We start from the raw sequence: 20,309 nt of genomic DNA, 5'->3' as shown, positions 1-20,309 counted from the left end.
GCATCGGCAGGCCTCCGCGCGTGGCCTTCGGGTGGCGGACGCAAAGGCACTTTCGGGCATCTATTCCCATGAAGGCAGCAAAGTCTTCGAGCAACCAAGACCAAGAACCTCTAAAGGAGTATCCAATGACAAACCTTACCAAGACCGCCATCCTGAGCATGTTTCTGGTCCCCGGCGTCGCACTGGCGATGACGGCGGCTGAAGTGGACGCAAACGGCGATGGCCTGCTCAGCGTGGCTGAAGTGCAGGCTGTTTTCCCGGACGTCACGGCAGAGCAGTTTTCGGCCATGGACCTGAACGCCGACGGCGGGCTGGATGACGGCGAGGTCGAAGCAGCCCAAGAAGCCGGCCTGATGCCGGCACCCTCCGAGGGCTGAAACAAGCGGGCAGGGGCACGACCCCCCGTACGCAGCCCTTGCAATCCGCTTGAATGCAGAAGTCCGGCAGCCATTTGCTGCCGGGCTTTCTGTTTCAGGTGGGCAAGTGGATGTTGAACCGCTTCCGCAGGGCTGCGTCCAGTTGGGGGTCGAATGCGGCGCGCGACCGCTCTGACAGGATGGCCTCCTTGCGGACGCGGGCTGTCTCGATCAGGTCCGGTTTGCCCTGTTCATCCCATTCCTTGGGCGATGCGCGGTTGCCATAGCTGGGATAGACGTGATCCTGCTCCATCCGCGCAAGGGTCTGTTCGGTGCCAAGGTAGTGACCCGGCCCGCCCATGCAGACCGCCCGCATCTGATCCAGCGCAAGCGTCTCCTCGTTAACCTCGATCCCCCGCACGCAGCGCAGCGCCTGCCCGATGATGTCATCCCCCAGGATCAGCGATTCATGGCAGAAGCCCAGCAAGGAGGCATGCATCCCTGCGGCCTCATATACCATGTTCAACCCCGACAAACCCGCCATGACGTTTGAACACATCTGTTCCCATCCGGCCTGCATGTCAGGCAATTTGCTGTCGGCGATCCCGCCCGCCGCGCCACCGGGCAGGCCGTAGAACTTGTGCATCTGCGAACAGCCCGCCGTCAGCAACGCCTGTTCGCCGGACCCGCCCGTCATCGCACCACTGCGCAGGTCCAACCCGAAGGGCCAGGTGCCAAAGACTGCCGGATGCCCCGGTGCGATGGCATTCACATAGACAAGCCCCGCCAGACATTCGGCGACCGCCTGCACGATGGCCCCCGCCACCGTCGATGGTGCCGTTGCGCCCGCCATACCGGCAGACAGCAGCAGCACCGGCATCCCGCCCTTGATGCAGGCCTCCATCACCTCACAGCTTTCGGTGGCGAATTTCATCGGGGGAACGACAAAACAGTTGGAGTTCGACACGAAGGGCCGCGCGCGCCAGGCGTCCTCGCCCCCCGCGATCATGTGCAGCATTTCCAGCGCCTCGGGCACATAAGCCGGATCGGTGAAAGACGCCCCCACGTGCTTCGTGGTCCCTGAACAGCAGGCGTAGATTGTGTTGAGGTCCAGTTCCAGATTGTCCGTCACGTCCCGCGCGACCATGGGACGCTGGACGAAGTGGATGTTGTCAAGCTGGTCACAGATGCGCGCGGCGTCATGCAGGTCCTGCAGGGTGCTTTCGCGATAAACGCGCCCCTGTGCGTCCACCATGTGCACCGCGGCCCCGGCGGTGCCGTAATGCACCCGCGTACCCGACAGGTGCAGATCATGCGCCGGATCGCGGGCCGGAAAGACGACCTCCCGATTGGCGCGCGCCAGCATGTCTTCGACCAGTGCGCGCGGAAAGCGGATGCGTCCGTCCTCCCCTTCAACCGCGCCCGCACCGGTCAGGTAGGCCACGCCGGACGGCGGCGCATCCGCAAGGCCGATCTGTTCCAGCGCATCCAGCGCGGCGGTGTGGATGGCCTGCACGTCGGCATCGCTCAGGGGTTTGTAGGTGCCGCCCTCCATGCCGGGGCGGATCGGGCGCAGGTGATCTGCAAGCGGTTTGGCGCGGGCAGCACGCCGGGCCGCTCGGCCGCCGCTGCGCATGGGGGTAAGTTCTGTCATGGGAAAGTCCGTGGTTTGGGTCAGCGAAGGGCGGTCACTGCCCGGGATGGTGCCCCGCGCGCTGCACGACCCCGTACCGCACCGATGGTACGCTCAACTCGTGTCACGATGCAGCGGTCTGCCTTCATGCGTCCTCCCGACGGGACAAGCTGACGAAAATCGCCGCACCGCCGCTTTGCCGTTTGCGACCTCTCGCCCTGTTTGCGACCCGTGCAGGTGCAGCAATCGCTGCAAAAACAGGCGTCACTGCCACCAGTTTCACCATATGCGCGAATCTTTGCCGAATTCAGGGGGTCACGCGCGCGATAAGTCGCTGATCCTGCAGGTGTGAATTGATCGTACGGAACAACTGCCCAATTCAGGTGTTGGGGGATGAACTGCGGCGTTCTTCGACCAAAGATCCGTCGCGGACATCGGTTGAGTTGAATTGGAGCATGAAATGACCTTCCGCACTAAAACAAGACGTCTCACACCCGCAGTGCTGGCGGGTATAGCGGCAACGGCCTTCGGTACCGGTGCCTTTGCGGGCAGCGTGACAGACCCAAGCCCCGAACCCTTTGTCAGCCCGCCTCCGCCGGTGCCTGTCGTGTCCTCCCAAGACTGGACGGGTTCCTACGTCGGGATCCAGCTGGGCTACGGCGAAGTCGATGGTAACGGGCTAAGCGGTGATGATGTCATCTTCGGCTTCCATTCCGGATATGACTACGACTTCGGCGATTTCGTGCTGGGTGGTGAGGTGGACTTCGATCAGACCAGCATCAGCCTGAACGGCGGTGCGGCAACGGTCGACACCGTCGGACGCGCCAAGCTGAAGGGCGGGTACGATCTGGGTAACATCCTGCTGTACGGGACGGTCGGTTACGCGCTTTCGGACACGTCCCTGGGCGAAGAAACCGCACCGTTCTACGGCATCGGCGCGACCTACCGCCTGAATGACAGCTACAGCATCGGCGCAGAGCTTCTGGAGCACAAGTTCGACGATGTCGGCGGCGTTCCAGGCAATGATCTGGACGCTACAACGTTCACCATCCGTGGGTCGCTGCGCTTCTAAGCGCGAACACCTGATTGAAAAGGGCCGGTGTGCAGCCATGCACCCCGGCCCTTCGCGTTTCTAGCTTATGGTTTCGGCAAATCTGCACAGCGCCCGCAGGGCCTGTTCAAAGCGGCCATCATCCACCGTCATGGCCACCCGAACATGCCCCGCCGCCGCCTCGCCAAAGCTTTCGCCCGGCATCACGGCGATCTGCTCGGCGTCCAGCAGGGCATTGGCAAAGGTTTCCCCGCTCAGCCCCGTGCCGCGTACATCCAGCATCAGGTACATCGCACCCTGTGGTGGCACCAGCACCACGGCGTTCTGACCGGCCAGCACCGCCTGCGCGATGGCGCGGCGGCGGCGGAAGGGGGCGGCGATCTCCTCCTCGAAGTCCAATCCCTGATCCAGCGCGAAACGCGCGGCATCCTGTATGAACCCCGGCACGCCATAGGTGGTATGGGTCGCCAGATTGCAAAGGTGGGTGATCATCTCCGCAGGCCCCACCACCCAGCCGATGCGCGATCCGGTCATGGCGTGGGACTTGGACATGGACCCCACCACCAGCGTGCGTTCGGCCATGCCGGGCAGCGCGCGGGGACAGATGTGCGCGCCTTCCCAGACCTGCGTGTCGTACACCTCGTCCGAGATCAGCCACAGGTCGTGATCCACGCAAACCTGCGCGATCCCCTCCAGCGTCGCGCGGGAATAGACGACACCCGTGGGATTGTTGGGCGAATTGATCAGGAGCGTCCGGGCCCCGGAAGCCACTGCCGCAAGATCCGCCGCGCGCGGCTGAAACGCCAGATTGGCCCGCGCCTGCACCGCGACGGGTTCCGCGCTGACCCCGCGCAGCGTGCCGGGGTAAGTGGCATAGAAGGGATCAATGAAAAGCGCCCGGTCGCCGGGGTTCAGCGTGGCGAAATGCGCGGCATAAAGCCCCGACTGGCCACCTGGGGTGATCAGGACGTTGTCGCGCGTGGTCGCCACGCCGGTGCGCGTGCTCACCCGCTCTGCAATCGCATCGCGAAGGGCGGTCGTGCCGGGGATGGACGCATATCCGGTGTGCCCTGCCACTGCCGCGCGGTGCATCTCCTGCAGGATCGGTGCGGCGGTGCGGATATCATGCTCCCCGATGGTCAGTTCAGTCACCGCCACGCCGTCCGCGATCATGTCCCGCGCCCGGTTGAACACGTCCCATCCGTCCGATCCGCCGTTAAGGATATTGCTGATGCGCGCTGAGGCCTGCATGGTCTTCTCCGTCTTTTGCGCAGGGGCGCAGAGGGCGCGGGAATTGTCAATTGTCCTTGACCCAATGGCCCCCGGCGGTTAGGCACGCCCCATGACCAAGCTGACCACAATTATGTGTTGCCCCATTACCTGCTGAGATATTCCTCGCGGGCGGCTGTTCATGTCCTACTCCATTTTGAACCTGTACCAAGCCCGCGCCCTAATTGCGTAAGGACGCCGACATGACACGCGATCTGACGATCAAGCTGCACAATACAAAGACCCGGAAGAAGGAGGTGTTCACCCCGATTTCCGAAGACGATGTGCGCATGTATGTCTGCGGCCCGACCGTCTATGACCGCGCCCACATCGGCAACGCGCGGCCCGTGATCGTGTTCGACGTGCTCTACCGTCTGCTGCGGGAGGTCTACGGGCCGGATCACGTGACCTACGTGCGCAATTTCACCGACGTCGATGACAAGATCAACGCCCGCGCGGCTGAAAGCGGACGCGACATTGGCCAGATCACGGATGAGACGATTGACTGGTATCTCGAAGACATGGGCGCCATCGGGGCCCTGCGCCCTTCCATCAAGGGCAGGGATCACGACCGCGCCATGCCCCGCGCCACCGCCTATGTCGCGCCGATGGTGGCGATGATCGAAGATCTGATCGAAAAGGGCCACGCCTATGCCGCCGAAGGCCATGTGCTGTTCCGGGTGCGGTCCTATGCCGAATACGGCGCACTGTCGGGGCGGTCGGTCGACGACATGATCGCAGGCGCACGGGTGGAGGTCGCCCCCTACAAGGAAGACCCGATGGATTTCGTCCTGTGGAAGCCATCGGATGCGGACACACCCGGCTGGGACAGCCCGTGGGGCCGGGGGCGTCCGGGGTGGCACATCGAATGCTCCGCCATGGCGCATGAACTGCTGGGCGCGCAATTCGACATCCACGGCGGCGGCAACGATCTGACCTTCCCGCACCACGAAAACGAGATCGCGCAAAGCAAATGCGCCGGGCATGATTTCGCAAACGTCTGGATGCACAACGAGATGCTGCAGGTCGAGGGCAAGAAGATGTCCAAGTCGCTGGGCAACTTCTTTACCGTGCGCGACCTGCTGGATCAGGGCGTGCCGGGGGAAGTGATCCGCTTCGTGTTCCTGTCGACGCACTATCGCAAGCCGATGGACTGGACGGAGAAGAAGCGCCTTGAAGCGGAGAAGACGCTGCGAAAGTGGCGGCAGCTTACGGATAAAGTTGCGATCGATCTCAGCCAAGAATGTGCAACTGAAGCACTTGCCGACGATCTCAATACGTCAGAAGTCATCATGCGAATGCATAGCTTGGCGCGTCAAGGAGAAGCAGTTGCGCTAAAGGCTACTGCATCGTTAATCGGTTTGTTGACTGATGAACTTGGTGGCTGGACAGATACGAAATACGTGAAGTCAGGTGGTCTCTATGTTGGAGCAAACGCTGAAGTTGCGGACAGAATAGATGAGCTTCTAGATAAGCGTCAAAAGGCAAAGGAAGGTAAGGATTTTCAAACCGCTGATCGGATTCGCGACATCCTGAACGAAGCAGGTATCATCATCAGTGATGGTAAAGAGGGTGCGGATTGGGAATTCGGATCCAGCGTCGATTTAGCAAAACTGGATGGTTTGGCATGACTTGTGGGATGCAGGTACGACGCGTTGAAAACCGCCTGATGCGTGGACTGGGGGGAGAATCATGAAAACCCGTCTCTCCCTCTTCGACACCACCCTGCGCGATGGCCAACAAACCCAAGGTGTCCAGTTCTCCACCGAGGAAAAGCACCAGATCGCCGAAGCCCTCGACGCGCTCGGCGTGGATTACATCGAAGGCGGCTGGCCCGGCGCGAACCCGACCGACAATGCCTTTTTCGACCATGCCCCCAAGACCACCGCGAAAATGACCGCCTTCGGCATGACCAAGCGGCCCGGCATCTCTGCCCAGAACGATGATGTGCTGGCCGCCGTGATGAATGCGGGCACCAAATCCGTCTGTCTGGTCGGCAAGACCCATGAATTCCACGTCGCCACCGCGCTGGGCATCACGCTGGAAGAAAACCTGGGCCTGCTGCGCGACAGCATTGCGCATCTGGTGGCGCAGGGGCGCGAAGCGCTGTTTGATGCCGAACATTTCTTCGACGGCTACAAGGCCAACCCGGATTACGCGTTGAAATGCCTGCATGCCGTACATGACGCGGGCGCGCGCTGGGTTGTCCTGTGTGACACCAACGGCGGCACACTGCCTGCCGATGTGGGCCGCATCACCGCAGAGGTCATCAAATCCGGCATTCCCGGCGATCATCTGGGCATCCACACCCACAACGACACTGAAAACGCCATTGCCAACACGCTGGCCGCCGTCGATGCAGGCGCGCGGCAGATCCAGGGCACGCTGAACGGGTTGGGCGAACGCTGCGGCAACGCCAACCTGACATCGCTCATTCCGATCCTGTTGCTCAAGGAACCCTACGCCAGCCAGTATGACACCGGTGTGAACCGCGCCGCGCTCAAGACCCTGACGCGGACCAGCCGCATGCTGGACGAAATCCTCAACCGGGTGCCGATGAAACAGGCGGCTTTCGTGGGCTCCGCGGCCTTTGCCCACAAGGCCGGCCTTCACGCCAGCGCGATCCTGAAAGACCCGACCACATATGAACACGTCGACCCGGCCGACGTCGGCAATGCGCGCATCATCCCGATGTCCAACCAGGCGGGCCAGTCCAACCTGCGCCGCCGACTGTCCGAGGCCGGCATCGACGTGCCGAAAGGCGATCCCGCACTGGGCGAGATCCTCACAACCGTGAAAGCGCGGGAGGCCGAAGGCTACGCCTATGACACCGCACAGGCCAGTTTCGAACTGCTGGCCCGCGAGGTGCTGGGTCAGATGCCCGCGTTTTTCGAGGTCAAGCGCTACCGCGTGACGGTGGAGCGGCGAAAGAACAAATACGACAAGATGGTCAGCCTCTCCGAAGCCGTCGTCGTGGTGAAGGTGGATGGCGAAAAACGCCAATCCGTCAGCGAAAGCATGGATGACGCGGGCAGCGACCGGGGACCAGTCAACGCGCTGGCAAAGGCGCTGGCCAAGGATCTGGGCCAATACTCCGCCCTGATCGAAGACATGCGGCTGGTGGATTTCAAGGTGCGCATCACCCAGGGCGGTACCGAAGCCGTGACCCGCGTGATCATCGACAGTGAAGACGGGCAGGGCCGCCGCTGGTCCACGGTTGGCGTCAGCGCCAACATCATCGACGCCAGTTTTCAGGCGCTGCTGGAAGCGATCCAGTGGAAGCTCGTCCGTGATCACCAAGGCGCGGTCTGAGATGCTGCTGAAACTTCTGACGTTTGCGCTGATTTCATTGGCGATCACCGCCGTTCTTGCACTGGGATTGATTGCATCGCAGCGCCCCGGTCCGCTCAGCGCGGGAAAGGGGCTTGATTTCACCGCCACGCTGGAAGGCGACCGCGTGACGCCGATGCCCCTGACACAGGTATCGATGCGTGACGGGTTTCCCCTGCAGATGCGCGACTATCCGGGTCCGGGGGGCGATGCGCCGCTGTTGATCCTCGTGCATGGCTCCGGCTGGCACGGGATGCAGTTTGACGGGTTGGCGCGGCGGTTATCGGCCCGCGCGCATGTCGTGGTGCCTGACCTGCGCGGTCATGGTCCCGAACCGGGCCGTCGCGGCGATATCGACTATCTGGGCCAATACGAGGATGACCTGGCCGATCTGATCAAGGCCACGGCAACTAACGGTCAAAAGGTGGTTCTGGGCGGTCATTCCTCGGGCGGTGGTCTGGTGGTGCGCATGGCGGGCGGGCCACAGGGTGCGCTGTTGGACGGGGCCGTGCTGATGGCGCCCTTCCTCAAGTACAACGCGCCTGTCACCCGGCCAAATTCCGGCGGCTGGGCGCAGCCCCTCACCCGGCGGATCATCGGGCTGAGCATCCTCAACACGTTCCGCATCGCAGCGCTGAACCACCTTGCCGTGATTCAGTTCCGCATGCCGCAGGAGGTGCTGGACGGCCCGCTGGGCGACACCGCGACAACGGCCTACAGCTACCGGCTCAACACATCCTTCGCGCCGCGTGGAAAATATCTGGACGACGTCGCCACCTTGCCGCCCTTTGTGCTCATTGCAGGCAGCACCGATGAGGCTTTCGATGCGGCAGGCTATGAAAACCTGCTGACACAGGCCACCGACAAGGGCCGCTATGTCATCGTCCCGGATGTGGGGCACCTCGATATCGTGGATGCACCTGATACCGCACAGACCGTCGAGGCGTTTCTCAATGACCTCTGATCCGATAAAATCCTTCTTCACCCTGCACCGCGACTTGCCCCGAGAAGGCCCCGGAGAGGCCGCCGACGTGGCCTGGGCCGCAGCGCAGATCGACCTGAAACCAAACGCGGTGATGGCCGATGTCGCCTGCGGGCCGGGCGCTGACATCGGTGCCTTGCTCGCCGCGGCACCGCGGGGCCATGTCACGGCACTGGACAAGACCGCGCATTTCGTCGATGCCGCCCGCGTGCAATGGCGTGACGATCCGCGCGTGACCGTGCTCAAGGCCGACATGGCGCGGATCATGAACCATCACGACCTGATCTGGTGTGCGGGGGCGGTGTATTTCCTGGGGATCGGCAAGGCGCTGGCCGCCTGGAAGCGCAGCCTGACCCCGCAGGGCGTGATCGTCTTCAGCGATGCGTGTTGGTTTACCGACACCCGCGCGCCCCGTGCCGAAAAGCTCTGGCAGCAGTATCCCGCCATGACGGACGAAGCGGGGATTGCCGCGCAGATTGACGCGGCAGGCTATGACCTGCTGGGCACGCGGCGGTTGTCCGATGCGGCATGGGAAGCCTACTTCGCCCCGATCGACGCCCGCATCGCCACGTTGCGCGCAGGCGCTGACGACGCACTGACCACCGTTCTGGACGAGGCAGAGGAAGAAGCCGCTTGCTGGCGCGCGCACCGCGATCAGTTTGGCTACCTGCTCAGCATCGTGCGCCCGAAGTGACCGAGGACGCGGATTTCAGCGCCTGTGCCGCCATCGTGGAACGCGGGGACCCCTTGCGGTTCCGCGCCGTCATGGCCGCGCCCCTGCCTGCGCGCCGGGTGTTGTTCCCGATCTATGCCTTCAACATCGAAGTCGCCCGCGCGCCCTGGGTCACGCAGGAACCCATGATCGCGGAGATGCGCCTGCAATGGTGGCGCGATGTCTGCGAGGAAATTGTGCAAGGCAAACCCGTGCGCAGGCACGAGGTCGCGACCCCCTTGGCCGCCGCCATCACATGGCAACATGCGCAGATGCTGGATGAACTGGTGGCCGCGCGGCGCTGGGACATCTACCGCGACCCGTTCGAGGATACCGCGCATTTCGAACGCTACCTGGATCAGACGGCGGGCCATCTGGCGTGGGTGGCCGCGTCAGCATTGGGTGTGGCGGATGAACAGGTGGTGCGGGACGCCGCCTATGCCGGGGGCGTGGCCGCCTGGCTGGCCGCGATTCCCGAACTGGAATCGCGCGGCCGCATTCCCTTGCTTGACGGGACGGGGGCGGGGGTCAAGGCGCTGGCGCAGGAGGGACTGGACCGGTTGGCGAAGGCGCGGGCGCGGCGCCGTGCGGTGTCGGCTGCGGCACGGCCCGCGGTGTATCACGTAGGCGCAGCGGCGGCGGTGCTGAAGGCGGCGGTGGCTGATCCGACGGCAGTGGCGGATGCGGTGTTGCCGGATCCGGTTGAAGCTGACCGGGTTGCCCTGCCATGGAGGGTGTTCACCGGGCGCTGGTAGGGTGCGCATTCATTGCGCACCTTGTGCCGGGCGGCAAAGGGGACGGTGCGCGGTAAATGCGCGCCCTACGCCGGTTGCCGTTCCCGCCGCAACACCAGCCACAAAAGCGCGCCCCCGGCCAGCATCAGGAAAGGTATCATCGCATAGTTGACCGCCGCCCAGCCTTCAACCGGGGAGCCGCCTGAACAGTTCATCAATCCGCCCGACGCAAGCGAGGCGACCGTCACGCCACCAAAGACCAGCAGATCATTGAGCCCCTGCATCCGCCCGCGCTCATGCGGCGCATGCGCGCTGGCCAGCATGGTGGTGGCTCCGATGAAGCCAAAGTTCCACCCCAGCCCCAGCAGCACCAGCGCGATGAAGAAGTTGCTCAACTCCACCCCCTGCAAGGCCACGATCCCGGCTGCCCCCAGAATGACAAGGCCAAGCCCGACGATGGTCTCTACCCCGAAGCGGTTGATCAGGTGCCCGGTGAAAAACGAGGGCGCAAACATCGCCAGCACGTGACCAGTGACCACGAAACCTGCGATGATCTTGAACGCATCCGACGTGCTTTCGCCCGCAAAGGCGTCGGCGAAGAAGGGCGGCAATTCGGTATCCCCCGAAATGCCGCAGCCCACCACCGCCAGCGGGGTAGAGGTCATAACGAGGTTCATCAATGCATAGGACACCATCGCACAGATCACCGCGACCGCGATGCGTGGCGTGGTCAAAAGCTCCCACCGGGTCCGGCCATGGGGCGCGTCCTTTTCCGGGACGGGTGGTTTGGGAATGTTGATGAAGAAGAACAGCAGCGATCCGACAAGGTTCAGCAGCATGACCGCCACGTAGGTGCCCACAAAGGGAACCGCCGACAGGCTGATCGAGGTGGCGGAAGCCAGCTGCGGGCCGATGATGGCCGAGGCAAGACCGCCCGCCATCACGTAGGAAATCGCCTTGGCGCGGTATTCATCCGACGCCGTGTCAGCAGCGGCGAACCGGTAGAACCCCTGCGCAGACATGTAGATCCCGGTCAGCAGCGAGCCCAGCAGGAAGACCGGGAAGGACGCGATGAAAAGCCCCCAGGCCGACACGCCCGCGCCCACGGCGCCACCCGCCGCCCCCAGAAAGAAACCCGCCCGGCGGCCATAACGCTGCATGAAGGCCGACACCGGCGTGGCCGACAACATCGACCCCAGCACGATCATCGATATTGGCAGGGTGGCAAGGCAGACATTCGTGGCAAGCTGTTGTCCGGCCAGCCCCCCGACCAGAAAGACCATCGGCATCTGAGCGCCAAGAATGGCTTGCGCTGCCACCAGAACATAGACATTGCGCCGCGCGCGTGTGTCATCAATCATCAATCGGCCCCTTCGTGCCCATGGGGTAGCGCCAAGCCAAAACAGGGGCAACCGCAAAGATGTCGCGTGGACCTTTCTGTCGGGCTTGTGAAAGCCCAACCGGCGCAGCACAGTGCGGGCGTGCGGGGCGAACTGAACATATTGCTGCTGGCTGGCAGCGCCGAGGCACGGCAGATCGCCCGCGCGCTGATCCCGCAGGGGGTGCGCCTGCGCGCGCTGGTGTCTGAACCGCCGCGCGGCCCTGACCCGATGCCCGTGCCCTGCCGCCTGCACCCCTTCGATGACGCCGCAGCACTGGCCGATCTGATGCAGGGCGTGGATGCGGTGATTGATGCCAGCCATGGGTTTGACGGCACCATGACGGAAGTCGGCGCGCGCGCGGCGGGCATCGCGGGTGTGCCCTTTGTGACCCTCAGCCGTCCGCCCTGGGACAGGGCCGAACACCCGCTGTGGCAAACGGCCCGCGACATGCGCGCGGCCATGGCGATGGTTCCTACAGGCGCGCGGGTCTTTGCTGCTACGGGCTGGGCCAGCCTGCAACATTGCGGGGGCTTTCCCGGTGCGCGGCTGCTGCTGCGCCAGACGGCCCCGCACGACCGAAAGCCGCCTTTCGACTTCGTCGAACTGGTCTTTGGACAAGCGCCCTTTACGGCGGCCTCCGAACAGGCGCTTTTCAAGGACCTGCGCGTCGACATGCTGATCTGCCGCAACCTCGGCGGCACGCCCAGCCGCCCCAAGCTGGAGGCGGCCAAGGCGCTGAACCTGCCGGTGATCCTGCTGGACCGCCCGCCGCACCCGCAAGGGGCCGCCACCGTGCACAGCGTGGAGGCGGTGTTGGAATGGGTGGCGCGGCTGTGAGCGGACGTGTGATCACCGGTCCGCAGGACGTGGCCGAAGGCGCGGCGTGGCTGGTCGGGGCAGAACCCCGCTTTGCGCATGTGCTGGCAGCGGTGAACCCGCTGCCGCTGCGGCTCAGACCGCCGGGGTTCGAAACGCTTGTCGACATCATCATCAGCCAGCAGGTCAGCCTTGCCTCCGCCGCGGCGATCCGGGCGCGCATGGCCGATGCGGGCCTGATGGATCAGGCGGTGGTGCTGCAGGCCAGCGATGCCGATTTGCAGGCTGTGGGTCTCAGCCGACCCAAGGTGCGCTATGTCCGTGCGGTGGCCGAAGCGGCGCTGGATTATGACGGGCTGGCCGCGCTCTCTGACGCCGCGCTTGCCGACACGCTGACCGCGATCAAGGGGATCGGGCCGTGGACCGCCCAGATCTACGGCATGTTCGCCATGGGCCGTGCGGACATGTTTGCCGCAGGCGATCTGGCCCTGCAGGAAGCCGCACGGGTGCTGTTCGAACTGGACGCGCGCCCCGACGCAAAGGCGCTGGCGTTGCGGGCCGAAGCCTGGTCGCCCTGGCGGTCGGTTGCGGCCCGCGCGCTCTTTGCCTACTACCGGGTGGTGAAGAACAGGGAAGGGTTGATATGACACGCGTTTTACAGGCAGAGCGCCGCGCGCCCGTTTCGGGCAGCACCCGGTCGGTTGTGGTTTTCCTGCATGGCTACGGGGCCAACGGGGCGGACCTGCTGGGGCTGGCCGATCCTCTGGGCGAACACCTGCCGGACACGCTGTTCGTGGCCCCCGATGCGCCCGAAAACGTGCCCGGCATGCCCATGGGTTTTCAGTGGTTCCCGATCCCCTGGATCGACGGGTCCTCCGAAGAGGAATCGGAACGCGGGATGATGCAGGCCGTTGCCGACCTCAACGCGTTTCTGGACGCGCTGATGGTGGATGAGGACGTACTGCCCGAACAGGTCGTGCTTTTCGGGTTCTCCCAAGGCACGATGATGGCCCTGCACGTGGCCCCGCGCCGCGAAGATGCCGTGGCGGGGATCGTGGCGTTCTCGGGGCGGTTGCTGTCGCCTGAAGCGCTCAAGGATGACGTGCAGGTGCGCCCGCCCGTCCTGCTGGTGCACGGGGACGCCGACGACGTGGTGCCGCCCCAATCGCTGCCGCAGGCGGCCGAGGCCTTGCAGGAAGCGGGCTGGGAAGATGTCTATGCCCACATCATGAAAGGCACCGGTCACGGCATCGCACCCGACGGGCTGAGCGTGGCGCTGGCGTTCATGCGCGACAAGCTGAGCCTCTAGGCGCGCACCACCCCGACCGGCTGTCATCAAACCGTCGCATGAATCGGCCATCTTTTCCCGCGACATCTTGTGGCTTATCTAAGGCTTGCAAGCCCTAAGCCACGAGATATAGTTGACGTGAACGGGCAGGGGACGACACCAGCGATGGAAGCCGATTTCAGAACTGAATTTACCCGCACGAGCGCTGTTTTGAAGCATCGCCCGGCGCTGGTCCTGAACGCCGATTACCGGCCGCTCAGTTATTATCCGCTGTCGCTTTGGCCCTGGCAGGAAGCCATCAAGGCCAAGTGGCTGGAGCGGGTCGATATCGTCGCCGAATATGACGACGTCGTCCGCAGCCCCTCGACCGAGATCAGGATCCCCTCCGTCGTGGTTCTGAAGGATTATGTGAAACCTCAAAAGCGCGTGGCCTTCACGCGCTTTAATCTGTTTCTGAGGGATGAATTTCGCTGCCAGTACTGCGGCGCCCGCGGTGAACTGACGTTCGATCACGTGGTGCCGCGCTCTGCCGGTGGGGTGACGTCATGGCAAAACGTCGTGGCCGCCTGCAGCCCCTGCAACCTGCGCAAGGCGGCAAAATCCCTGCACCAGACCGGCCTGAACCTGCGCAAACCCCCGCGCCAGCCCGGTGCGGAGGAACTGCGCAACATGGGCCGCAAGTTCCCGCCGAACCACCTGCACGAAAGCTGGATGGATTTCCTGTACTGGGATGCGGAACTCGAAGCGGAGTAGGGGCGGCAGGGACAGGCCGACCTTGGTGCGACACGACTTACTGTGACGTAACGCTGAAGCTCTTGTGCACCAAACCCCCTTAAGGTGGCTATGCACCGTCTTTTCCCGTAAAAATCGACGTCCTGCCCCGAATTTTAAGGGAATTGCGCGACGCCTCAGTCCTGCCGTTCTCGGAATACAGCGAAACCGGCGGTTCTTTCTGTTGCAGCTTTTCAATTGCAACGATGGAATCGTAGAACCTGACGGAGTTCATTTCCTTTGCGATCTCATCGAACGAAAACAGCGCATCCTGATCCGTGTACCAGGAATGCATGCGATCCACGAGCCTCTTGGAAAACTCGATGAAACTCGCCTCGTTGCGAAAGCCCCCGCCGTACCCTGGCCAATAGCTGGTATGGCAATCCTCAACCATGTAGAGCCCCAGATTTCTCAAATGCGGCCACAGGTTTTGAAAGCTTGTGATTTGATGGGCGCAGATATGGCTGCCGTCATCCAATATGACGTCAAAGGAACCGAATTCTTCAATCAACGCCGCCAGAAAGTCGGGATCAGCCTGATTGCCGATCCGCACGTTCGTCCCCTCAATTTCGAATTCTTTGCAGGCCGGATCAATATCGATGAAGGTAAGTGTGCTGCCTTCCGCGAAATGGTCTTTCCACATCGGGATGGATCCGCCCTTGAATACGCCAATCTCTAGAAAGGAAATGGGCTTCTTCCGAAATCGACCCAATTCGCGCTCATAGACTTGAAAGTAATGCTCCCATTTGGTGAGCGCCCGGTCGTCAGTCTTTTTTAGATGTTCGATCAGCATGTGAAGCCCTTATGGATTGCCGCCACCACGCTAGCATCAGTGCCTTTGTCGCACGAACGGAAAATCGCCCGGTATCTATCTGACAAGTTCGCGTTTTCCCCCAGCGCGATTGTCCAGGCAGGTTCGACTTTGCCGCGTGGCGAAAAACGACCCTTATGAGGTCAAAGTGCTGGATGCTGCATCTTGCGCCAATGTCCGCCGTGCGCAAAACTGCCATATCGGAGTACGTTGATTGGGTTTGCAGCCTTCTTTCGTTGGAGGGCTATTTTTCTTTTTCGCTTTTTCAACACGGCGACCATCACTTATGGATCGAAAGTTGACGACCATCCTTGCCGCCGATCTGGCTGGTTTTTCGCGTCTTATGGCTGCGGACGAAGAAGGTGTCATCAAGCGCTTGCGTGCGGCGCGCAAAGAGATCATCGACCCCGGCATTGCGACCTGCGACGGTCGGATCATCAAAACGATGGGCGATGGGCTGCTTGTTGAGTTTGCCTCTCCGGTGCAGGCCTTGCGCGCGGCACTTGGAATACAGCGTGACATGCACGCCCGAGAGGCCAGAGAAATCGAAGCAAGTCGGCTCAGGTTCCGCATCGGCATCAACTTGGGCGACGTGGTTATTGATGGCGAGGACGTCCTTGGTGATGCTGTCAATATCGCGGCCCGGCTGGAAAGCCTTGCACCCGTTGGCGGAATCTGCATTTCGCGCGCGGTGTTCGATCAAGCAAAGGGCCGGATTGATGCGGAAATGACGACACTGGGTCCGCAGGCGGTCAAGAACATGCCAGAGCCGGTGGACGTCTGGCGGGTGGAGGTTGAGGGCGCCGAGGCGGCAAAGCCGGTGCAAGGGGCCGCCGAACGTCCTTCCATTGCCGTTTTACCCTTCGCAAACATGTCGGCGGATCAGGACCAGGAATTTCTTGCCGACGGCATTGTTGAAGACGTAATTACAGAGCTCAGCCGCTTCCGATCATTGTTGGTGATCGCGCGCAACTCAACCTTTGCCTACAAAGGCGCATCTCAGGACGTGCGCCGGATCAGCAAGGAACTGGGCGCGCGCTATCTGGTAGAGGGCTCCGTTCGCAGAAGCGGCAATCGGCTACGGGTCACAGCGCAGTTGATCGAAGCCTCCAGCGGCACGCATGTCTGGGCAGGTAAGTGGGATCGGACGCTGGAAGACATCTTTGATCTGCAGGACGAACTGACACACGCAATCGTAACGGCGGTTGAGCCGGAGTTGGGCGCGCATGAGCGTAGACTGGCGCGGGCAAGGCCAACAGATAACCTCACGTCTTGGGAGCTGTGCCAAAGAAGCTGGCCAAAGCTGGCGGAATATAATCCCCGGAGCCTTGATGAGGCAGAAGCGCTTCTGCGGGCTTCGGCCAAGACGGATCCGAACTTCGCACTGCCGCGGGCACTGCTGGCGCGGGTCGCAAACGTGAGGGTCGCCATAGGCTTGCCTGATCCATCGACAGCAATAGCCAAAGGTTTTGTGTGGGCACGCGAAGCGCTCGCGATAGACGACCGGCTCGAAATTGCGCATGGAAACTTGGCTGTGCTGCTGGCGATGTCCGGCCAAGCGGAAGCAGCCTCAGACTCGGCGGCAACCGCCCTTGCGCTCAATCCAAACAATGCGTTCTGCCATCATGCGGCAGCATTGGCGGAAATGTTCAAAACGCAGCCCGATACCGCAAAGATGGTCGCCGGAGGCGAGACCGCGATGCGTCTGAGCCCCAAAGATCCAACAGCGCATGCTTTTCAGAACGTCGTCACGATTGCCCATCTGATCGAGCATCTTGATCATGGCCATCTGGCATATCAAGTTTCCGCCCGCGCAGCGGCACGGCTTCCTGGGGCACCTTGGTACGTGCACCTCCAGGCTGCAACGGTCGAGATTGCGGTTGGTGACACAGATGCTGCGCGCAAACATCTTAGGACGGCGCTCACCTTGTCACCCAGATTGACCATGGCGTCCTACCGACACGCATTTCAGTTTCCCGCTGCCGAAAAACTGTTCGCGCTTGGTGACCGGAGCGGAACGACGGAGGCCCTGATTGAATTGGGTTTGCCGCGGCAGTGACGCTTGTTTCGCGGTGCCGGAAAACATCCTCTTGAAATGACGGCAGGATGTTGGTGATCGTCCTGCCTTTGCCCCCGCATATGCCCTCAATTCATAGAGGCAAATGTGCAATTTGCGCATGAAGCAGCCATCCGTCCTGACGCCGGGAAAGCGGCCAAGCCACCGCCCCTCCACTCCTAGAAATCCAGTTCCACCCAGACCGGCACGTGATCCGACGGTTTGTCGCGCCCGCGCACATCGCGGTCGATCTGGCAGTCGCGCAGCCAGTCGGCGCAGACCGGGCTCAGCAGGAAGTGGTCGATGCGGATGCCGTTGTTACGGTTCCACGCGCCCGCCTGATAATCCCAAAAGCTATAGTGTCCCGGCCCTTGGGTGCGGGCGCGGAAGGCTTCCGTCAACCCGAGGTTCAAAAGTTTGCGCCACGCCGTGCGGGACTCCAGCCGAAACAGCGCATCGTCACGCCAGGCGTCCGGTTTGGCGGCGTCTTCGGCCTGCGGGATGATGTTGTAATCCCCCGTCATCAAAAAGGGCGTCTCTTCCGCCAGCAATGCTTCGGCACGTGCCTGCAGGCGCGCCATCCACGCCAGCTTGTAATCGTATTTTGGCCCCGGTGCGGGATTTCCGTTGGGCAGGTAAAGCCCGCACACCCGCAGCGCCTCCCGTTCGCCCATCACGGTCGCTTCGATATAGCGGGCCTGTTCGTCACTCTCGTCCCCGGGCAATCCGCGGCTGACGTCCTCCAGCGGGTGCTTGGACAGGATCGCCACGCCGTTGAAGGATTTCTGCCCGTGGGTTTCCACATTGTACCCGCGATCTTCGAACAGGGCGCGGGGAAAGGCTTCATCCACCGATTTGATTTCCTGCAACAGCACCACATCGGGTGCCGCGTCATCCAGCCAGGCGGGCAGGGCATCGGCGCGCGCCTTGATGCCGTTGATGTTGAATGTCGCGATTTTCATATGCGCCCCCGGATGTGCTGATCCTTCGTATCGCGCAATCGGAAGTGCGTCACAAGGGGGAGGGGAATGAAGCGTGATTCCCTTTAGGTGATTCTACCCAAATCGATTCAACTTTAGCGGTATCCGCGCCACGCGTTTCCAAAATGGAGACAATTTGCCCTTGTGGATAAGATTTTTTCTATCCTGTGGAGAAACGATAACGCTATTACATTACCTACGGTTGTGTCGGCGCAAGCCTGTGCACAGTTTGGCGACCCGAAAGAAATATCGGATTTCGGACTTGGCGGCGCACGTTTGAGGGGTAAGTCTTTTACTACTGCAACTATAGATTGTTCGTGAAAGGGACATAAAATGACAGCACTTGCAAAAATCCAGACCCCCATGACCTCCGTTCAGGTTGAAGCACCCACCAGCATGGACAGCGGCATGGGCGTTGAAATGTTCTCCTCCGGCTCCATCGCGGCATCCGGTGACATGGCATCGGGCGGTGGTACTGCGCTCTTCACGACAAGCTGCGTCAGCGGCGGCGAAGGCACGGCGTTGTTCACCACAAGCTGTGTCAGCGCCGATGACGGCGTGGCGGCGGGCGGCCAGACCGGCCTCTTCACCACAAGCTGCTAATCCCTCGATCAGGGGCCTGCCGCTGCGGCGGCGGGCCCGAACCCTGCCGGAGACAGATCGCATGTCCAATATCCTCGCCTTTCCCCTACGCGCCACCACCGGCCCCGCCAGCAGCATCGGCGGTCTGACCGACGCGGTGCGCGACGGACGGCACGTGCAAAGCAATGTGTTCTGGCTGAAGGAAAACGCGGAACTGCTGGGCATGCTGGCTGCCTGCAACCTCGATATGCCAGCGCAGGTGTTGGCAGGCTACGACGAAATCTATGCCAGCCTGAACGATCAGATGCGCCTTTACCCCCAATACTACCGGTTCTGGCTGTCCATCTGCCTTGATCTAGAAGATCTTGGAATGTCAGCGACTTACGGAGAAGAACTGTGCCATTGGGCCGCCGAAACCGGACTGGCGGAGGCCGAACTTTCCGATCTTCAGCGCGCAGAGGCACGCAGGCTGCAGGCACGGCGCGGTGCCGGTCCGGCGGTGGATGGCGGGGCCTTGGGCGCGCGGCTGCGCCAGTTCATCAGCCGCTCAAACACATTTGCGCTGCCCAACAAGAAGGCCGCTTATGAGCTGACCCATATCGTGTTCTACCTGTCCGACTACGGCAAGATAGATCCGCAGCTTGATACAGGCGCGCTGACCAGCCTCGAATATGCCGGTGTGCTGGCCTTCCTTGATCAGGACATGGACCTGCTGGCCGAGGTCTGCACCGCGCAGCGCTATGCCGGGGTGACGCCCAGCAAGGTCTGGACCGACGCGGTCGCGACGGCCCATCGCGGGATGCACCTTTACACCGAAGCAGGCGCGCCACTGAATGACGGGTTTCACGCCTATCTGGTCACCGGCTGGGCCATGCAAGCGGAAGGTCAGACAGGGTTCCGCACGCCCGTCCCGGACGGACCCTTGCGTATTGCGCTGGACGCGAACCAGCCAAGTGCCCTGCGCCCGATCTCCGCATGGCTGGGGGAGACAACACCACCCCGCCGCCGGGGCGACTGGGGTGCGGTGCGCAATGATATTCTGGATCGTCTGTGCGACACCGGGCGCGCGGTACTGGAACGCGCGGAACATTCCAGCCCGGTGTTCGAGGCGTTCTTCGAGCGCTTCGCGCGGGTCTGACGCCCACGCCCCTTGCGCCCGAAAAGGTCTACATCGAAAAGGACGTCCCGCAGCCGCAGGCAGAAGTGGCGTTGGGATTGTCGATCACGAAACGCGCACCAATCAGTTCTTCGCTGAAATCAATTACCGCATTGGTCAAAAAGGGCAGGGACACACTGTCCACCACGACCTTTTCGCCGCCCCCTTCCAATACCAGATCATCATCCTTGGGTTCATCAAGGACAATTTCGTATTGAAAACCGGAACATCCGCCGCCTTCCACGGCCACGCGCAGGGCTTTGCCCTCGGCTTGGGCGCCGATCTCGGCAAGACGTTCGAACGCGCGCGGCGTCACTTTCGGGGGCAGGTTCATGGTGGCGGCTCCACACCTTTGGTTTCCATCCAATTGCGCCTGTAATATAGAAGCGGCAAGGACAGG

At 62.3% G+C, this 20,309-nt stretch carries 20 protein-coding genes; 14 read left to right on the top strand and 6 right to left on the bottom strand.

Annotation, left to right across the window (positions count from 1 at the left end; genetic code table 11):
• Nucleotides 1-125: 125 nt before the first annotated feature.
• Nucleotides 126-377 carry a hypothetical protein gene (locus AB4X18_RS19815; RefSeq protein ID WP_370401686.1) on the top strand — a complete coding sequence of 84 codons (252 nt, stop codon included), beginning with the start codon at nucleotides 126-128 and terminating at the stop codon, nucleotides 375-377.
• 94 nt (nucleotides 378-471) lie between these two features.
• Here the strand turns inward: AB4X18_RS19815 and AB4X18_RS19810 are convergent, their stop codons facing one another.
• The gene (locus tag AB4X18_RS19810; protein WP_370401685.1) at nucleotides 472-2,010 is read right to left on the bottom strand and encodes a trimethylamine methyltransferase family protein; all 1,539 of its coding nucleotides are present in this window, start codon (nucleotides 2,008-2,010) and stop codon (nucleotides 472-474) included.
• Nucleotides 2,011-2,449: 439 nt separating this feature from the next.
• Between AB4X18_RS19810 and AB4X18_RS19805 the strand changes: the two genes are divergently transcribed.
• Nucleotides 2,450-3,061 carry an outer membrane protein gene (locus AB4X18_RS19805; protein WP_370401684.1) on the top strand — a complete coding sequence of 204 codons (612 nt, stop codon included), beginning with the start codon at nucleotides 2,450-2,452 and terminating at the stop codon, nucleotides 3,059-3,061.
• Between the two features lie 60 nt (nucleotides 3,062-3,121).
• Here AB4X18_RS19805 and AB4X18_RS19800 read toward each other — a convergent pair whose 3' ends face one another.
• The gene (locus AB4X18_RS19800) at nucleotides 3,122-4,291 is read right to left on the bottom strand and encodes a pyridoxal phosphate-dependent aminotransferase (RefSeq protein WP_370401683.1); all 1,170 of its coding nucleotides are present in this window, start codon (nucleotides 4,289-4,291) and stop codon (nucleotides 3,122-3,124) included.
• 221 nt (nucleotides 4,292-4,512) lie between these two features.
• Here AB4X18_RS19800 and cysS point away from each other — a divergent pair, with 221 nt between their 5' ends.
• The 5 genes from cysS to AB4X18_RS19775 all read left to right on the top strand — a co-directional run bounded on the left by cysS (nucleotide 4,513) and on the right by AB4X18_RS19775 (nucleotide 10,088).
• A complete protein-coding gene (gene cysS / locus AB4X18_RS19795; RefSeq protein WP_370401682.1) occupies nucleotides 4,513-5,940 on the top strand; it encodes a cysteine--tRNA ligase in 1,428 nt (475 codons plus the stop codon).
• Between the two features lie 61 nt (nucleotides 5,941-6,001).
• A complete protein-coding gene (gene cimA / locus AB4X18_RS19790; protein WP_370401681.1) occupies nucleotides 6,002-7,621 on the top strand; it encodes a citramalate synthase in 1,620 nt (539 codons plus the stop codon).
• A gap of 1 nt (nucleotide 7,622) precedes the next feature.
• Nucleotides 7,623-8,603, top strand: a complete 981-nt coding sequence (locus tag AB4X18_RS19785; RefSeq protein ID WP_370401680.1) for an alpha/beta hydrolase — start codon at nucleotides 7,623-7,625, stop codon at nucleotides 8,601-8,603.
• Nucleotides 8,593-9,315, top strand: a complete 723-nt coding sequence (locus AB4X18_RS19780) for a class I SAM-dependent methyltransferase (protein WP_432816947.1) — start codon at nucleotides 8,593-8,595, stop codon at nucleotides 9,313-9,315. The genes AB4X18_RS19785 and AB4X18_RS19780 overlap by 11 nt, the downstream gene beginning before the upstream one ends.
• Nucleotides 9,312-10,088 (top strand): squalene/phytoene synthase family protein, encoded by a 777-nt coding sequence (locus AB4X18_RS19775; protein WP_370401678.1) that lies wholly within the window; start codon nucleotides 9,312-9,314, stop codon nucleotides 10,086-10,088. Before AB4X18_RS19780 ends, AB4X18_RS19775 begins: the two co-directional genes overlap by 4 nt.
• A 65-nt stretch (nucleotides 10,089-10,153) precedes the next feature.
• On the opposite strand, the gene AB4X18_RS19770 is transcribed toward AB4X18_RS19775, so the two are convergent.
• Entirely contained in the window at nucleotides 10,154-11,428 is a 1,275-nt protein-coding gene (locus AB4X18_RS19770) for an MFS transporter (RefSeq protein WP_370401677.1), read from the bottom strand.
• 66 nt (nucleotides 11,429-11,494) lie between these two features.
• Here AB4X18_RS19770 and AB4X18_RS19765 point away from each other — a divergent pair, with 66 nt between their 5' ends.
• The 4 genes from AB4X18_RS19765 to AB4X18_RS19750 all read left to right on the top strand — a co-directional run bounded on the left by AB4X18_RS19765 (nucleotide 11,495) and on the right by AB4X18_RS19750 (nucleotide 14,306).
• The gene (locus AB4X18_RS19765; protein ID WP_432816946.1) at nucleotides 11,495-12,286 is read left to right on the top strand and encodes a precorrin-6A/cobalt-precorrin-6A reductase; all 792 of its coding nucleotides are present in this window, start codon (nucleotides 11,495-11,497) and stop codon (nucleotides 12,284-12,286) included.
• Entirely contained in the window at nucleotides 12,268-12,912 is a 645-nt protein-coding gene (locus AB4X18_RS19760) for a DNA-3-methyladenine glycosylase family protein (RefSeq protein WP_370401675.1), read from the top strand. Before AB4X18_RS19765 ends, AB4X18_RS19760 begins: the two co-directional genes overlap by 19 nt.
• Nucleotides 12,909-13,574: an alpha/beta hydrolase gene (locus AB4X18_RS19755; RefSeq protein WP_370401674.1), complete on the top strand. Its 666-nt coding sequence runs from the start codon at nucleotides 12,909-12,911 to the stop codon at nucleotides 13,572-13,574. The genes AB4X18_RS19760 and AB4X18_RS19755 overlap by 4 nt, the downstream gene beginning before the upstream one ends.
• A gap of 144 nt (nucleotides 13,575-13,718) precedes the next feature.
• Nucleotides 13,719-14,306, top strand: a complete 588-nt coding sequence (locus AB4X18_RS19750) for an HNH endonuclease (protein ID WP_370402546.1) — start codon at nucleotides 13,719-13,721, stop codon at nucleotides 14,304-14,306.
• Between the two features lie 88 nt (nucleotides 14,307-14,394).
• Here AB4X18_RS19750 and AB4X18_RS19745 read toward each other — a convergent pair whose 3' ends face one another.
• Nucleotides 14,395-15,117 (bottom strand): class I SAM-dependent methyltransferase, encoded by a 723-nt coding sequence (locus AB4X18_RS19745; RefSeq protein ID WP_370401673.1) that lies wholly within the window; start codon nucleotides 15,115-15,117, stop codon nucleotides 14,395-14,397.
• A 316-nt stretch (nucleotides 15,118-15,433) separates the two neighbouring features.
• Between AB4X18_RS19745 and AB4X18_RS19740 the strand changes: the two genes are divergently transcribed.
• Complete coding sequence (locus AB4X18_RS19740) at nucleotides 15,434-17,194, top strand: adenylate/guanylate cyclase domain-containing protein (RefSeq protein ID WP_432816945.1); 1,761 nt, start codon at nucleotides 15,434-15,436, stop codon at nucleotides 17,192-17,194.
• 176 nt (nucleotides 17,195-17,370) lie between these two features.
• Here AB4X18_RS19740 and xth read toward each other — a convergent pair whose 3' ends face one another.
• Nucleotides 17,371-18,153 carry an exodeoxyribonuclease III gene (gene xth, locus AB4X18_RS19735; RefSeq protein WP_370401671.1) on the bottom strand — a complete coding sequence of 261 codons (783 nt, stop codon included), beginning with the start codon at nucleotides 18,151-18,153 and terminating at the stop codon, nucleotides 17,371-17,373.
• Between the two features lie 351 nt (nucleotides 18,154-18,504).
• Between xth and AB4X18_RS19730 the strand changes: the two genes are divergently transcribed.
• Together AB4X18_RS19730 and AB4X18_RS19725 are read left to right on the top strand one after the other, a co-directional pair.
• A complete protein-coding gene (locus tag AB4X18_RS19730; RefSeq protein ID WP_370401670.1) occupies nucleotides 18,505-18,774 on the top strand; it encodes a hypothetical protein in 270 nt (89 codons plus the stop codon).
• 61 nt (nucleotides 18,775-18,835) lie between these two features.
• Entirely contained in the window at nucleotides 18,836-19,891 is a 1,056-nt protein-coding gene (locus tag AB4X18_RS19725; protein WP_370401669.1) for a DUF6902 family protein, read from the top strand.
• Nucleotides 19,892-19,919: 28 nt separating this feature from the next.
• Here AB4X18_RS19725 and AB4X18_RS19720 read toward each other — a convergent pair whose 3' ends face one another.
• Nucleotides 19,920-20,243 (bottom strand): HesB/IscA family protein, encoded by a 324-nt coding sequence (locus AB4X18_RS19720; protein WP_370401668.1) that lies wholly within the window; start codon nucleotides 20,241-20,243, stop codon nucleotides 19,920-19,922.
• Between the last annotated feature and the right edge of the window lie 66 nt (nucleotides 20,244-20,309).

This window comes from Sulfitobacter rhodophyticola, assembly GCF_041281685.2.
Lineage (GTDB): Bacteria > Pseudomonadota > Alphaproteobacteria > Rhodobacterales > Rhodobacteraceae > Sulfitobacter.
The sequence above is the reverse complement of the archived record's forward strand: the minus strand, read 5'-3'. Positions and strand labels throughout refer to the sequence as shown.

What these genes read in the sequence shown, in the direction of transcription:
- AB4X18_RS19815 (WP_370401686.1), top strand. Translation starts at nt 126, where the DNA reads ATGACAAACCTTACCAAGACCGCCATCCTGAGCATGTTTCTGGTCCCC.
- AB4X18_RS19810 (WP_370401685.1), bottom strand. Translation starts at nt 2,010, where the DNA reads ATGACAGAACTTACCCCCATGCGCAGCGGCGGCCGAGCGGCCCGGCGT.
- AB4X18_RS19805 (WP_370401684.1), top strand. Translation starts at nt 2,450, where the DNA reads ATGACCTTCCGCACTAAAACAAGACGTCTCACACCCGCAGTGCTGGCG.
- AB4X18_RS19800 (WP_370401683.1), bottom strand. Translation starts at nt 4,291, where the DNA reads ATGCAGGCCTCAGCGCGCATCAGCAATATCCTTAACGGCGGATCGGAC.
- cysS (WP_370401682.1), top strand. Translation starts at nt 4,513, where the DNA reads ATGACACGCGATCTGACGATCAAGCTGCACAATACAAAGACCCGGAAG.
- cimA (WP_370401681.1), top strand. Translation starts at nt 6,002, where the DNA reads ATGAAAACCCGTCTCTCCCTCTTCGACACCACCCTGCGCGATGGCCAA.
- AB4X18_RS19785 (WP_370401680.1), top strand. Translation starts at nt 7,623, where the DNA reads ATGCTGCTGAAACTTCTGACGTTTGCGCTGATTTCATTGGCGATCACC.
- AB4X18_RS19780 (WP_432816947.1), top strand. Translation starts at nt 8,593, where the DNA reads ATGACCTCTGATCCGATAAAATCCTTCTTCACCCTGCACCGCGACTTG.
- AB4X18_RS19770 (WP_370401677.1), bottom strand. Translation starts at nt 11,428, where the DNA reads ATGATTGATGACACACGCGCGCGGCGCAATGTCTATGTTCTGGTGGCA.
- AB4X18_RS19760 (WP_370401675.1), top strand. Translation starts at nt 12,268, where the DNA reads ATGGGTGGCGCGGCTGTGAGCGGACGTGTGATCACCGGTCCGCAGGAC.
- AB4X18_RS19755 (WP_370401674.1), top strand. Translation starts at nt 12,909, where the DNA reads ATGACACGCGTTTTACAGGCAGAGCGCCGCGCGCCCGTTTCGGGCAGC.
- AB4X18_RS19750 (WP_370402546.1), top strand. Translation starts at nt 13,719, where the DNA reads ATGGAAGCCGATTTCAGAACTGAATTTACCCGCACGAGCGCTGTTTTG.
- AB4X18_RS19745 (WP_370401673.1), bottom strand. Translation starts at nt 15,117, where the DNA reads ATGCTGATCGAACATCTAAAAAAGACTGACGACCGGGCGCTCACCAAA.
- xth (WP_370401671.1), bottom strand. Translation starts at nt 18,153, where the DNA reads ATGAAAATCGCGACATTCAACATCAACGGCATCAAGGCGCGCGCCGAT.
- AB4X18_RS19730 (WP_370401670.1), top strand. Translation starts at nt 18,505, where the DNA reads ATGACAGCACTTGCAAAAATCCAGACCCCCATGACCTCCGTTCAGGTT.
- AB4X18_RS19725 (WP_370401669.1), top strand. Translation starts at nt 18,836, where the DNA reads ATGTCCAATATCCTCGCCTTTCCCCTACGCGCCACCACCGGCCCCGCC.
- AB4X18_RS19720 (WP_370401668.1), bottom strand. Translation starts at nt 20,243, where the DNA reads ATGAACCTGCCCCCGAAAGTGACGCCGCGCGCGTTCGAACGTCTTGCC.